General features: G+C 70.9%; 9 protein-coding genes and 2 pseudogenes. 5 read left to right on the plus strand and 6 right to left on the minus strand.

The features are described from left to right. Positions 1-12: 12 nt before the first annotated feature. The 5 genes and pseudogenes from IE251_RS04545 to IE251_RS04565 form a co-directional block, all read right to left on the minus strand. Positions 13-3336: a non-ribosomal peptide synthetase gene (locus tag IE251_RS04545; RefSeq protein ID WP_189751588.1), complete on the minus strand. Its 3324-nt coding sequence runs from the start codon at positions 3334-3336 to the stop codon at positions 13-15. A 161-nt stretch (positions 3337-3497) separates the two neighbouring features. Next, a complete protein-coding gene (locus IE251_RS04550) occupies positions 3498-3719 on the minus strand; it encodes an MbtH family protein (protein ID WP_189751589.1) in 222 nt (73 codons plus the stop codon). Positions 3720-4299: 580 nt separating this feature from the next. Continuing rightward, positions 4300-4608 (minus strand): annotated as a pseudogene (locus tag IE251_RS04555) (transposase family protein); the annotation flags it as partial. A gap of 114 nt (positions 4609-4722) precedes the next feature. After that, positions 4723-5205, minus strand: a complete 483-nt coding sequence (locus IE251_RS04560) for an STAS domain-containing protein (protein ID WP_189751590.1) — start codon at positions 5203-5205, stop codon at positions 4723-4725. 8 nt (positions 5206-5213) lie between these two features. Beyond that, positions 5214-6698 carry a PP2C family protein-serine/threonine phosphatase gene (locus IE251_RS04565; protein ID WP_189751591.1) on the minus strand — a complete coding sequence of 495 codons (1485 nt, stop codon included), beginning with the start codon at positions 6696-6698 and terminating at the stop codon, positions 5214-5216. Between the two features lie 1282 nt (positions 6699-7980). On the opposite strand from IE251_RS04565, the gene IE251_RS04570 reads away from it, so the two are divergent. The 3 genes from IE251_RS04570 (at position 7981) to IE251_RS04580 (ending at position 10241) form a co-directional block, all read left to right on the plus strand. Further along, positions 7981-8253 (plus strand): hypothetical protein, encoded by a 273-nt coding sequence (locus IE251_RS04570; protein ID WP_189751592.1) that lies wholly within the window; start codon positions 7981-7983, stop codon positions 8251-8253. Between the two features lie 157 nt (positions 8254-8410). After that, positions 8411-8758 (plus strand): hypothetical protein, encoded by a 348-nt coding sequence (locus IE251_RS04575; protein ID WP_189751593.1) that lies wholly within the window; start codon positions 8411-8413, stop codon positions 8756-8758. Between the two features lie 544 nt (positions 8759-9302). Further along, positions 9303-10241 (plus strand): hypothetical protein, encoded by a 939-nt coding sequence (locus IE251_RS04580; protein WP_189751594.1) that lies wholly within the window; start codon positions 9303-9305, stop codon positions 10239-10241. 331 nt (positions 10242-10572) lie between these two features. Here IE251_RS04580 and IE251_RS04585 read toward each other — a convergent pair whose 3' ends face one another. Beyond that, entirely contained in the window at positions 10573-11493 is a 921-nt protein-coding gene (locus tag IE251_RS04585) for a LysR family transcriptional regulator (RefSeq protein WP_200692110.1), read from the minus strand. 53 nt (positions 11494-11546) lie between these two features. Here IE251_RS04585 and IE251_RS04600 point away from each other — a divergent pair. Both IE251_RS04600 and IE251_RS04605 read left to right on the plus strand, forming a co-directional pair. Continuing rightward, positions 11547-12941, plus strand: a pseudogene (locus IE251_RS04600) (MFS transporter). 48 nt (positions 12942-12989) lie between these two features. Next, on the plus strand, positions 12990-13907 hold the full coding sequence (locus IE251_RS04605) for an alpha/beta hydrolase (RefSeq protein ID WP_189751597.1): 918 nt from the start codon (positions 12990-12992) through the stop codon (positions 13905-13907). The last annotated feature ends 88 nt before the right edge of the window (positions 13908-13995 follow it).

The raw sequence follows: 13995 nt of genomic DNA on the forward strand, positions 1-13995 counted from the left end.
CCATCGAATGTCCTACCGGCGCAGTCGGCGGGTGCCCGGCAGGGGGAGCGTGACCGCGGCGGACAGCTCGGGGTAGCCGGGCAGCGCGGCGGCCAGTTCGGCCACCGTCGAGTGGTCGAAGAGCGCCCGTACCGGCACCTCCCGGCCGGTCGTCCCGCGCAGCCGCAGGGCGATCCGGCTGGCCAGCAGGGAGTGGCCGCCGAGGTCGAAGAAGTTGTCGTGCGCGCCGACCCGCTCCACTCCGAGGACCTCACGCCAAGCGCTCGCCACCGTCCGCTCCCCTTCGCCGCGGGGCTCGACGAACTCCAGCGCCCTGCCCTCCGGCTCGATCAGTGGCAGCAGCCGCCGGTCGAGCTTGCCGTTCGGGGTCAGCGGGAGCCGGGCAAGGGTGGCCCAGGCACTGGGGACCATGTGGTCGGGCAGGAGACGGCGCATCCAGGCTCGCAGGTCGGCGGGGTCCGGAGCGGCGTCGGGGTCGGCGGGCACGAGGTGGGCGGTGAGCCGCTCCTGGCCCGGATCGCCCTGGACGGAGGCCGCGGCGTCGGCGACCAGTGGGTGCCCCCGCAACGCGGTCTCGAGCTCGCCGAGTTCGATCCGGTGCCCGTGCAGCTGGACCTGGTGGTCGCTGCGGCCCAGGTAGGTGATGGTGCCGTCGGGGTTGCGCCGGGCCAGGTCCCCGGTGAGGTAGAGCCGTCGGCCGGGGTGGCGGGGGTCGGGGTCGGGAACGAAGCGCTCGGCGGTCAGCGCGGGGCGGCCCAGGTAGCCGCGGGCCAGTTGGACGCCGGCCAGGGCGAGCTGGCCCGGGACGTTCAGCGGTTGCGGTGCGAAGTCGCGGTCCAGCACGTGCACCCGGGTGTTGGCGATCGGGGTGCCGATGGTGACGGGCTCGCCGGGCGGGCACGCGGTGGCCGTGACGTCGATGGATGCCTCGGTCGGGCCGTAGAGGTTGTGCAGCTGGACGCGGCCGGTGGCGGGGTGCCGGTGGAAGGCGGTGGCGAGGTCGTCGGGCAGCGCCTCGCCGCTGCACAGCACCAGGCGCAAGGGCTCCAGCGGGGTGCCGGGGGGCAGCGCGGTCAGGAACTCCCGGAGCACGGAGGGGACGAAGTGCAGGGCGGTGATCTCGTGACGGCTGATGGTCCGGGCGAGGTACTCGGGGTCGCGATGGCCGTCGGGCCGGGCGACGACCAGGGTCGCGCCGGTCGTCAGCGGCCAGAACAGCTCCCAGACGGAGACGTCGAAGCTGAACGGCGTCTTGTGCAGGACGTGGTCGGTGCCGGTGAGCCCGTAGGTGTCCTGCATCCAGCGCAGCCGGTTCACGATGCCCTCGTGGGTGGTGACCACGGCCTTGGGCCGGCCGGTCGAGCCCGAGGTGTAGATGACGTAGGCCGGGTGCAGCGGATCCACCCGGGGCGTCGCCCCGGCCTGGGCGGGGGCCTCGGCGGTGGCGGTCTCCTCGTCGACCAGCAGGACCTGGGCCCGGTGCGGCGGCAGGGTCGCGGCGAGCTCGGCGGTGCTCAGCACCACGGGGACCGCGGAGTCGTCCAGCATGTAGCCCAGGCGTTGGGCGGGGTAGTCGGGATCCAGCGGCAGGTAGGCGCCGCCCGCCTTGAGGACGGCCAGCAGCGCCACCGGCAGCTCCAGGCCGCGGTGCAGGCAGACGGCCACCACGGTCTCCGGGCCGACCCCGGCGGCCCGCAACCGTCGCGCCAGCTGCTCGGCACGATCGTCCAACTCGTGGTACTGGAGGTGCTGTTCCTCGAAGCGTACGGCCACGGTCGCCGGCGTGCGGGCGGCCTGCCGCGCGACCAGAGCGTGCAGCACCTCTCCCTGCGGGTACACCACCGAGGTCTCGTTCCATCCCTCCAGCAGGCCGCGTTCGCGCTGCGAGAGCAGCGAAGTCCCCGTCACGACGGCCTTCGTGTCGCGGCCGACCGCGCCCAGCAGCGTGGTGAAGTGCTCGGCCAGCACCGCCATGCTCTCCCGCTCGAAGAGCGCCGTGGCATACTCGATCACACCCGACAGCGAACCGTCGGACTGCTGGGTGAGCCGCAGCACCAGGTCGAACTTGGCGCTGTGCCAGGGCGTGGTCAGCGCAGTGGCCCGCACTCCGGCCCCGCTGAACTCCGCGGCGCTGTCCGGGTCGTGCAGCGAGAACATGGTCTGGCACAGCGGGTGGCGGGACAGGTCGCGTGCGGGTGTCAGCTCGTCCACCAGCCGCTCGAACGGCACGTCCTGGTGCGCGTATGCCCCCAGTGTCGTCTCCCGGACCCGGTCGACGGCCTCCTCGAAGGTCGGCTCGCCGGACAGGTCGGTGCGCAGCACCAGGATGTTGGCGAACAAGCCCAACAGGTCCCGCACTTCGGCCTGGTCGCGGCCGGTGACCTGGGTGCCTACGGTGATGTCGGTGCGGCCGGCGTGCTGGGACAGCAGCAGCTGGAACGCGGCCAGCAGCACCATGAACGGTGTCGCGCCCCGGGACCGTCCCCAGGCGATCAGCGGCTCGGCGATCTCGGCCGGCACGGTGAACGGCAGGCTGGCGCCGGCCGGGTCGAAGGCCGCCGGCCGGGGCCGGTCGGTGGCCAGCTCCAACGCGGTCGATCCGGCCAACGTTTCCCGCCAGTACCGAAGGTGACCGGAGAGCGCGGGACCGGAGTGCGTCTCGCGCTGCCATGCGGCGAAGTCCGCGTACTGAATCGGGAGGTCCGGCAGCGGATCGGCCCGTTCCTCGGCGAACGCCGAGTACAGCGCGCCGAGTTCGGAGGCCATGACGCCGATGGACCTGCCGTCGAAGGCGATGTGGTGCACCATCAGGACCAGCGCGTGGTGCTCCGCGGTGAACCGGACCAGCCGGACTCGCAGCGGGCCCCGGCTGCCGAGGTCGAACGGCGTGCGGGCCAGGTGCTTCACGAGTTCGTCCAGCCGGGTTGCCCGGGCGTCGGCGGGAAGCTCGCCGAGGTCCACCGTCTCGAAGTCCAACTCATCTGAGGGGAGCACGAGTTGTCGCACCTCGTCGCCGACCGCCACATAGCGGGTGCGCAGCACTTCGTGCCGGGCCACGACCTGCGCCAGCGCGGCACGCAGCGCCGCCACGTCCAGCGGTCCGCGCAGCTCCCACCCGACCGGTGTCACGTACTCGGTGGTGCCCGGACGCAGGCTCTCCGCCAGCCAGATCCGTTGCTGGGCGGACGACAGCGGCAGCGGCCGGTCCCGCGGCACCCGGGGGATCGTGTCGGAGGTCTGGGCGCTGCGGCCGCCCGCGCGCGGCAGGCTCTCGAGCAGGGACTGCCGCTGGTCGGTGGGGCTTGCCGAAGCGGGACCGGTCAGGGGTGTGCTCATCTCTCACGCACCTGAGAGAACATGGACTCCTCCTCTTTGTCGGATGGTTGCGCGACATGCTCGGCGATCGCGCGACGGTCCTCCTCCGCGTCGTTCGCCCGCTCCGTGAACCGATCGTGCGCGCTCTGCTCGGGCAGCGGCGGCGCGGCCGGTCCCGGTGCTCATGCGGGCCGGCTCTCCCGCTCCATGCGCCGACGCAGGCTGAGCGGACGCATGTCCGTCCAGATCGAGTCGATGTGGTTCAGGCACGCTTGCCGGGTTCCCTCGGTGCTCTCCTGGTGCCACCCCGGCGGGATCTCCCGGTCCGCGAGCCAGATCGAGTACTGCTCCTCGTCGTTCCGGAGCACGAGACAGGTGCGCCCGTCGGTGTCGTCGTCAGCCATTCGCTCTTCTCCCGCTCGGCCGGCACCTGTCTTCCGGCGTTCTGGTGGAAGCCTGTCCCGCAGCGGTCCGGCCGCCATAGGGAAGAACCGGCTGAGGATCACGCAGTCGGCCTGCGGCAAGGACTGCCAGTCCTTCTCTACTACGCGCCGTCACCGACGCAGCATGCTGCCCGTATGCCGACTTGGTGACGGATGCTGTGTGGCCGGCCACCGAGTGCCGATGGTGACAGGACGCGCCCACCGCATTCCGCAAGTGGGTCCATTCCAACTTCAGGTGACAGCCGATCGGCGCTGTGTCACGGGTGTCTGGTAGATCCTGGTTATGACGTTTCTGGCGGTGGTCGAGGGCGGTATGGGCGGATGGCGCATCGATCGGGATGCGCTGACTGACACGAGCCGTGCCCGGTGGTCTGGGGTCAGGATCGAGTCGGTGCGCCGTGGCGAAGTGCACAGCCTCGGACGGCAGTTCGAGGGACCTCGACCTGGTGTTGCGCGATGAGGGCCGCACCCTCGACGTTCGTCTGCGAGCCGGGACGACGGAGGCCGAATCGACGGGCCTGGTGAATGCTGCGGGTTGATCTCAGCCCGTGGCGGCGAGTTGAAGGACCAGGACGGCTTGGACGAGCCTCGTGAGCCGGGTCGTAGAGCAGCATAGTTTGCGGAGGAGCCGCCAGGACTTGAGGGTCGCGATGACTTGTTCGACCAGTGCGCGGATCTTTGCGCGGGACCGGTTGACGGCCTGCTGGCCGATGGAGAGGCTGTCCCATCGGCCGCGGTAAGGAAGGCGGACTGTGCCGCCTGCTCCCTGGTAGCCCTTGTGAGCCCAGCATCTGATGCCGGCCTCGGCGAGGGCGTCGATGATGCCGTGCTCGCGTGCGGCTTGGACGTAGCGGACGGAGGGCGGACGGTAACCCGCGCCGCGAACCACAGCGCCGCCAGAAGGCGTCTTGCCTGGCGAGGTTGCGCAGGCATCTCACCCTCGCCGCGGCACCCGGGGAAGGGATCAGCTCGGTTCGGCGGAGGGGCTGTGAGCGCTGTCGCGGGCCGTGCGCTGCACCCCGGTCGGCTCACCGCTCCCGCCGCCGGCGGAAGCGCGGGTGATTGAGCCGTGCTCGCCTGTGCTGGTGAACAGGCCGGCGGTCATGGAGGTGACTGCTTCGGCGGGGGTGGCATGGACCGGCAGGACGGCGTCGACACCGGTGAGGACGAGCATCCGCATCAGGCGGTCGGGGACGTTGACGAGTCCGAGTGCACCGCCTACCGCCTGCGCGGTGTGCCAGAGGCCGATGAGCGCGCTCAGACCGGCGGAGTCGCAGAAGCCGACCTGTGACAGGTCCAGAACCAGGCGCGGGCACCCTTGCTGGATGATTCCCGAGGCTTCACGGCGAAGATTGTCCGCGGTGCGCGCGTCCACGTCCCCGGCGACTGTGGCGATCGCGAGGCCGGGGCGGGGTTGCTGGACGGTCAGCTGCAGTGTGTCGGTCACGTCGGTCATCACTCCTGGCCGAAGTGTTCGGGTGCGGCGGCGGTGTGGGCGGTGGCGGCGACACCACCGTCGGGTGTGGTGTGAGGGTGGGGGACGGACAGGGCCAGCAGAGCCACGTCGTCACCGGCCCCGTCGGGCAGCGAGGCCAGCAGGGTGATGCTGTCCTCGACCAGGGAGGTGGCGGTGACGGGCCCGGTGCGCTGGTGGAGGAAGCCGGTCAGACCGTCGTCACCGAGCATGGCGCCTTCGGTGTTACGGGATTCGATCAGCCCGTCGGTGTAGAGGAACAGGCTCTCCCCGGGCGTCAGCGAGAACGTGGTCTGGGCGAAGGGGGCTTGGGGAAAGGCGCCGACGAGCATCCCGCCCTGGGGGCGTACGGTCCGCACCCAGACGGCGCCGCTGTCGTCGGGGCGCAGGTGGTACGCCGGCGGATGACCGCCGGTGGCGACGGTGACGGTGAAGCCGCCGGCCTCCCGGGGCTCCAGAAGGCCGAAGAGGACGGTGCAAAAGCGGCGGCCGGCGGTGACGTCGGTGAGCAGTACGGTGTTGAGGGCGCTCAGCACCGTGACGGGATCGGCGTTGATCTGGGCCGCGGCGCGCAAGGTGTGGCGGGCCAGGGCGGTGACGGTCGCCGCCTCGGGCCCTTTGCCGCACACGTCACCGAGGAAGAACGCCCACCGGTCACCGTCGAGGGGGAAGACGTCGTAGAAGTCGCCGCCCACGTCGTGGACCGAAGCGGTGCGGTAGTGGCAGGCCAGTTCCAGGCCCGGCACCACGGGAAGGGCCGGGGGCAGCAGGGTGCGCTGGAGGGTGGAGGCGAACGCGGCGATGGCGGCCCTGTCCTGCTCCGCCTTCTCCCGCGCCGCGCGTTCCGCCTCGGCCCGCGCCCGTTCCGCCTCGGCATGCCGCTTCTCCGCCTCCCGGCGGGCCTGCTCGTCGCGCAGGGCGCGCAGCGCCGACAGCCGCAGCTCCATTTCGTCCAGCACGATCGCGGCGAGATCGGCAAGAGTGGCGGTGTCCTCCTCGGTGATCGAGCGCGGCCGGGTGTCGAGGACGTTGACCGTGCCCAGCCGGTGCCCATCCGGAGTGATGATCGGTGCGGCGGCGTAGAAGCGCACCCCCATCTCTCCAGCGACCAGCGGATTGTCCGCCGCGATGGGGTCCTTGAGGGTGTCGGGGATGACCATCGTGTCATCGCGCAGGATCGCCGACCCGCACAGGCCCGGATCACGACCGATCTCCGCGACACCCTCCAGGCCGTGGGCGGCCTTGAACCAGATGCGATCGGTATCCACAATGGTGACGGTCGCCACCGGCACGTCGAAGAGCCGGGCGGCCATCGCCGCCACGCGGTCGAACGCTCCGTCGGGGGGAGTGTCGAGGATGTCGTAGCGGCGCACCGCCGCGATACGGGCCGCCTCCGCATCCGGGTCGGGGACCAGCTCGGGGCGGCGCCCGGGAGCTGGGTCGGTGGCCGATGCCTGCTGCATCATCGGCTTTCCTCTCCGTCGACGGGCTGCCGCCGTGACGGCACGAATCGCCCCAGCCTAAATCGACCACATGCTCGAACGCCAATTCCGCCGCGGCTGAGAAGCGGCCGTGCACCTGTACCCGCTGCAGCGCGAGGTCCCCGGTGCTCGCGCCCGAGAGGCCGCTCGGCGTGGACGCGAGCCCTATGGATCAGGCTGGTCGCCGAAACCTTCTGTGTCATGGACTTGACCGTCGGCATGTCGCTCTCGACCGGCACTGCCTGCGCAGCTTCGGCCAGCCCGGCCGCCCCCGGGTGGACGTCCGTTGTCGGCAGCAGGCCCTCGAACTCCCGCAAGAAAACCCGCCGCTGGCCTGATACCTGTGCGCTCTGCCCAACCCCTGGAACTGGAGCCAGAACGCCCACCCGGCCTTTGATGGAGCACCGGGCAAAGAGTGGGAAGGACCCGCCCTCTTCGTTCACCTGGACAATGCTTGCCCCATCACCGACGAGCGCAACATCGGCCGACAGAGCCGCGCCGGAACCCCGTGCGCTACCGCACCTGCCGTAACTACCAGTTCGCCTGGTGGCTGCGGGCCCTCCGCAATGCGCCGGATGCGCCGCCGGAGTTCATCCCGCCCAAGAGGCCAGGTGAAGGCGAGCAGATGTCACTGATGACGGCGGCGCTGGCGCGGCGGAATCCGCCTCGCCAAGCCGCTCCGCGCCGACCGCTGTTCCGGCAGCTTCGGACTGCACCGGGGCGGCGGTCTGCGCACCTGTACTCTTCTGTGCGGGCGGAGCCGCGCCGTCCGCCGTCTGGTTCTGCTCGCTGTCGTCGCGAAAAGTGCTGAGCAGCTTGCACCATGCTCTGACCAAGGGGATGAGCTGCCCTAGGATTCCAGTCAGGACGAAGTTCAAAACAGAGATCACGCCTGACCAAGCGAGAATCCAAAGAACCGCGGACGAGTCCACCGTTCGGTCCCTTTCTGTACAGGCCGAACTGAATGCGGGCACACCTACTCAGCTCGGCCACAACTCGTGGCTGAACTGAGTTCCGTACCAGTGGTAGAAACTCAGGACCTTCAGACTTTTCCGGCTCTGTGTGTGTTGCGAAAGTGGTCGCTCGTCCGTGCACCGTGGCGAGTCAGGCAGGTCGCTGGATCCGCCCGGACTTCCAGTCGAAATGGTAGTAGGCCGCAGAGTCGCTGTCTGCGGAACAGGTGAAGTGGCGGAGCGCCGCTTCCTGCCGACGGTGCAATCATGGACTCGGGCGCGGGTGCGCACCCGAGCTGTGGAGGCCCCTCGGCGTGGGACGCCTCGACAAAGCCGCGTGTGCGGCCATCGCGCGCCGCCGCTCGGACGCCATCGACCTACGACTCGCCGACGTGGACTGGCTCACGATCGCCCGCAAACTCGCCGGCGACCCGACAGCCAATTCCGACGGCATCGCCTACCCCCAGGGCTACGGCATCGACCGGTACCGCAAGAACCAGGACCCGCTCACCGACGAGGCCCTGATCCGTGCCGCTCGCCGCGACGTCCGTACCGCACTCGCCGACCGCCGAGCCGAGGGGCAATAGCGGATCACAGCCTCGTCCGCGTCGACCGTAGCGGCATGCGTTCGGTGTAACTGTGGATGAAGGGGGGTTTGCGATCACCCGGATGGGGGAGCACGCTAGAAAAGGGATAGTTCGAGGCGTTCCCAATTCGCGTCCACCCTGGCATTGAGGGGCGACCATGCATGAAGTCCCTGACGAAATACCGACCCTCACATACTCGATGGAAGAGGCCCAGATAACGGCGATCGGCTCGAGTTCGTATGCGGTACGGCAACCGCTGGGTCCAATCAAAGGATTTGCTGACCTCGACCTACTGGGTGGTCCGCTGGCGCCCGTAGGTGCAAATTCGCGAGCGGTTGCATCAATCGCGGAGGTGCCGCCAGGCGGCGGCCCGAAGTTCTTGGGCGCCGCAAAAATTAGCATCTTGAATGTCGCGCCCCGGCAAAACAGTGTTCTGGTGCGTATCTTTATCGACTGGCCCAATGAGCTGCCGACGTCCATCGACATTATAGTCATCAATGATTGACTCGGTGGGCGGCTTCTAGAGGGCATCTGACCTAGGTAGTTGGTGTTCTGGGATGGTTTTGTGACTGGTGGCGTTGGCAGTCGTTGCGCGGTGCATGAGTGCTCGTCGTCCGTAACCGCAGTGATGTGTCCGACGCCCGCTGGGCCTTGATCGAACCGGTCTTCACCGCCTGGCGGGCGGGACATACCGGACCGGGCACGCCAGCTCGGGTGCACGCGATCTGCGGAGCGGGCCGGGCGGGGACGAGAGTCCGGTGGAGCGGGTACTGGCCGCCGCACGGGACGGCGGGGACGTAGCGGGCACGCTCGCAGTACTGCACGCTGTCCTGCAGGCCGGCGGCGACCCGCAGGGTCTGCACGGCTACGCCGACCACCCGCGCTCCACTCCGCGGTCTGCGTCCGGCCGGGATCAGTGCCGGACGCGCCGAACCGGTGTACGTGTGCCCGGCAGGCCGGTGTGCACGCTACTGGTGGCCCCAGCCCGCCGTTCCGGTCCCGCACTGTGCGATCAGCAGCACCCTCCTGCGCCGGGAGAGGCTCTACTGATGGGCGGTCTCCTGTCGGAGCTGGGCAAGAAACTCGCCGAACGGTGGGTGTCCCTACTGGTTCTGCCCAGCGCCCTCTACCTCGCCGTCGCAGCCACCGCCCACACCCTCGGCCACCGCCGCCCCTTCGGTCTGACCCGCCTCACCCAGCAGATCGGCACCTGGGCCAGCGACCCTGTCACAAAGACCGCCGGCGGCCACGTAGTGCTGCTGGTGGCGATACTGGCCGCCGCAGCCGCCGTAGGCCTGGCCGCCCAGGCTCTCGGCTCCCTGGCCGAATGGCTCTGCCTGGCCGCCGACTGGCCCGCCTGGCCTCCCCCACTGCGCCAGTTCGCCGCCCGGATGACCACACGGCGGCGCGACCGCTGGGCCCGGGCCGCCTGTACCTGGCACCAGCACCGCGACGAAGCTGCGCGCGCCCTGCTCCGCGGCCAACGCGCCGACCCCGCCGCCCGGCACGCCGCGGAACGCGCCATGACCCGCATCGCCTCCGAGGAACCGTGCCGCCCCACCTGGAGCGGGGACCGGCTCAACGCCGTAGCCGTCCGTCTGGAGCGCGACCACCATCTCGGCCTTGCCACCCTCTGGCCGCACCTGTGGCTGATCCTGCCCGAGGAAACCCGAGCCGAGATCACCGCCGCCCGCCAGGCCCTCCTCCGAGCCAACGCCCTGACCGCCTGGGCCCTGCTCCATCTCCCGCTCGCCGCCTGGTGGTGGCCCGCCGCCCTCATCGCCGTCCTGCTCACCCTCGTGGGCCGGGCACGCGCCCGCACTGCCACCGACACCTACGCAACCCTCCTGGAAGCCACCGCCCGCCTCCGCACCCGCGACCTCGCCGACTGCCTCGGCCTCAACCCGTGCGCAACCCTCACGCCCGAAACCGGCGACGCTCTCACCCGGCACCTGACACCCACCGCGCCCCCGCCGCCCATCGGGTGACAAACCGCCATCGGCGCACCGGTGTGTTGCACCGGTTGAGCCGGGATCAAGCGTCACCCGCCCGTGGTGCGCTGAGTGTGTTGTAGGTGGTTCCGACGCTGGTCTGGACCCATGCGTCGGGGAGGGCTGCGGCGAGGGCGCACTTGGCGGCGTCTGCACGGTTCGGCCCGGCGGCACCGGCTGTTCGGCTGGTCACGGGAGATGGCCGCCCGGCGCCGGGATCTGTCGGACCGGGCCACCGACCGTGGGTGAACTTCCGGTGGCGGCGAGCAGCGGGTGCCCGTCCCGACAGTTCAGCGCGCCGCCGGCCCTCGCCAGCACGCGGCCAAGGTCAGTGGCCGGAGGTGTGTTCCAGGAAGCGGCGCAGTGCCGGATTGGGGTTGTCGCGGGACCAGGCCAGGGTGATCGGCACCGTCGGCACGGGATCGGCAAAGCGTCTGATCGCGACTCCGGCGACGTGCAGCGTCGCGGCTTTGCCCTCGGTGATGAAGGTGATGCCGTGTCCTTGGGCGACGGCGTGGAGCATGTGCTCCTCCTCGGGCTCCCAGTGAGCGACGGACGGGCGAACGCCTTCGCCGAACACCTGGTCGAGCATCCGGTCCCACATGCGCGGGCCGTGCTCACGCGGCCACCACACCAGCGGGCGGCCGGTCACGTCGGCGCGGCTCAGGCGGCGCTTGCGGGCCAGCCGGTCGGTACTGGGGACGACCGCCATGATGGCCTCGTCGCCGACCGTGCGGCCGGCCAGGTCGTCGCGCGGGTCGTTCAGCATCCGCAGGAACGCCGCGTCGATCGCGCGCTCCCGCAGCCGCTGTTCGTCGCGTGCGGTGAACCCGCTGGTCACCCATACCTTCACGGCCGGGTTGGCGGCGCGGAACGAGTCCACGAGTTCGGTGACGACGCCGCGCGGCGCGGACCGGGTGAGACTGAGGGTCAGGCGTCCGGCCTGCCCTGTGCCGTGGTGGCGGGCCAGTTCCATGGCGGCGGCGGCGCGGGCGAGGATGTCCTTCGCGGCGGGCAGCAGCGCCGTTCCGGCGTCGGTCAGCGTCACACCGCGCCGGTTGCGCGTGAACAGCTCGACGGCCAGCTCCCGTTCGAGTGCCTTGATCTGCTGGCTGAGCCCGGGCTGGGCAATGTGCAGCCGCTGTGCCGCGCGGCCGAATGCAGCTCTTCGGCGACCGCGACGAAATAGCGCAGATGCCGCAGTTCCATGCCCGCCCCCCTGAGCGCTGTGATCATTGCTGATTATCACAGGGGAAGGTCCTGACTTGGACGTGAGGCCGGCACCGGTGGCCGAATAGGCACATGACCGCAGTGATCACGCAACCTCCCCGCACCGCCGGTGGCTTCGGGACGCGAGGCCGGGTCGTCCTCGTCGCGGTGCTGCCGGCCACGTTCATGGGTTTGTTGGACGCCAGCATCGTCACCGTCGCCGTGCCGTCGATCCAGCGCGGCCTGAACGCCTCGTTCGGCGAGGTGCAGTTCGTGTCCGCCGGGTACACCCTGGCGTACGCGGTGGGCCTGGTGACCGGCGGTCGGCTCGGTGACCTGTACGGTCGCCGCCGGATGTTCCTGGTGGGCGTCGGGTTGTTCGTGCTCGCCTCGCTGGTGTGCGCCGCAGCGCCGTCCGCAGCGGCGCTGATCGGCGCGCGGGTCCTGTAGGGGCTGAGTGCGGCGGTGATGCTGCCGCAGGTGCTGTCGATCATCCAGCACGGCTTCACCGGCCCGGCCCGGGCGACCGCGCTCGGCTGCTATGGGGCTACCGTCGGGCTGGCGTCCATCACCGGGCAGGTCGCCGGCGGCGCGCTGCTGGCATGGAACCCGTTCGATCTGGGCTGGCGTTCGGCGTTCCTGGTGAACGTCCCGATCGGTGCGGTGGCACTCGCGATCGCGGCCCGCACGGTGCCCGAGAGCCGGGGAACGCGGGCTCGGCTCGACCTGCCCGGAGCCGGGCTGCTGGCGCTCGCGCTCGTCGCCCTGCTGCTGTCGCCCGTCCAGGGTCAGGGCCTGCGGACCGTCGCGGGCGGCCTTGCCGCGGCGGTCGCCGCGCTGGCGCTGTTCGCGCTGGTCGAGCGGCGGCAGGTCGATCCGCTGGTGCCGATGCGGCTTCTGGCCCAGCGGCGGATGGTCCGCGGGCTGCTGACCGTGCTGGCCTTCTACGCGGGCAATGCCGGGTTCTTCCTGCTGCTCGCCTACCACCTGCAGTCCGGAATCGGCCAGGATCCGCTGGGCAGCGGCCTCGTCTTCACCCCGCTGGGCATCGCCTTCGCGGTGACCAGCCTCACGGGCCGGCGGCGGGGCTCACTGGTCTGCGGAACGATTCTCATGGCGATCGGCCTCGCCGGCGTCCTGGCGGTCGTGCTGGCAGCCCCCGAGGCCGGCCAGGCTGGCTGGCTGCTGCCGGCGCTGCCCCTGTCGGGAGCCGGACAGGGACTGGTCGCCGCGCCGCTGATCGGCAAGGTCCTGGCCGGGGTGGACCCGGCCGACGCGGGAGCTGCCGGCGGCGTGCTGCTGACCGCCACCCAGGTCGCCAACGCCGCGGGCGTCGCGTTGATCGGCGGGCTGTTCGCCCACGCCCTGGGCGCCGCGCCCGGTTCACCCGCGGCCTCGTTCCCCGACTACGTCCACGCCACCGCCGTCACCACCACGGCCGTCCTGGCCCTGGCCGTCATCACCGGCTTCCTAGTCCACGAACGCTGAAACCCGCCGGGAACATCCGTCCACCCTGTTCAGACTTGGAGACGAACCATGCTGCTCGACCCCGAACTCGCCGCAGTCGCCGCGTCGTTGCCGCGCACCGACCTCACCGACCCGGTCGCCGTACGCGAGACCGCACTCGCCGCCGCGCGGGCCGCCGTCGCGGCTCTTCCGGCCGACGACGCGGTGCAGATCACCGACCTGGAAACCAGTGGTCCGCGCGTACGCCTGTACCGCCCGGCGGATGCGCCCGCCCCCGCGCCCGTCCTGCTGGACTTCCACGGCGGCGCGTTCGTCATGGGCAGCGTCGACAGCGAACACCGGCGCGCCCTCGACCTGGCCCGGCGCACCGGCTTCGTGGTGATCTCCGTGGACTACCGGCTGGCCCCCGAGCACCCGTTCCCCGCTGGCCTGGAGGACTGCTACGAAGCCCTGTGCTGGACGGTGAAGAACGCCACCGAGCTGGGCGTCGACCCTGACCGCCTCGCCGTCGTCGGCGGCAGCGCAGGCGGCGGGCTCGCCGCCGCCGTGACGCTGCTGTCCCGCGACCGCGGCGGGCCGTCCATCGCGTTCCAGCTCCTCATCTGCCCGGCGCTGGACGACCGGATGCGCACCCGTTCCGCGGCCACCTTCACCGACGTGCCCGCCTTCGATTCGGCCGCCGTCGCCCAGATGTGGCCGCACTACATCCCGGCGCGCGCCGGGACGGCCACCGAGCTGGCCTACGCCGCGCCCGCCCGTGCCGAGGACTTGTCCGGCCTGCCGGCCGCCTACATCGTCACCGCGGAACACGACCCGCTGCGCGACGAGGGCAACCAGTACGCCCTGAGACTGCTTGACGCGGGTGTGCCGGTCGAGCTGCACCACGTTCCGGGAACCTTCCACGTCTTCGACCACGTGGCGCCCGACGCGGACGTCTCCCGCCGTGCTCGCGCCGAGATGGCCGCCGCCCTCGTCCGGGCACTGTGAGACGCTCGTGCCGGTGGCCTCGAGGCTCCCGGCGACCACTCACGGTGACGGCATGGCCGCTCCCGTGGAGGGATACGCGACAGACGAT

Origin of the sequence: Streptomyces eurythermus, assembly GCF_014649115.1 — a bacterium.
GTDB lineage: Bacteria > Actinomycetota > Actinomycetes > Streptomycetales > Streptomycetaceae > Streptomyces > Streptomyces eurythermus.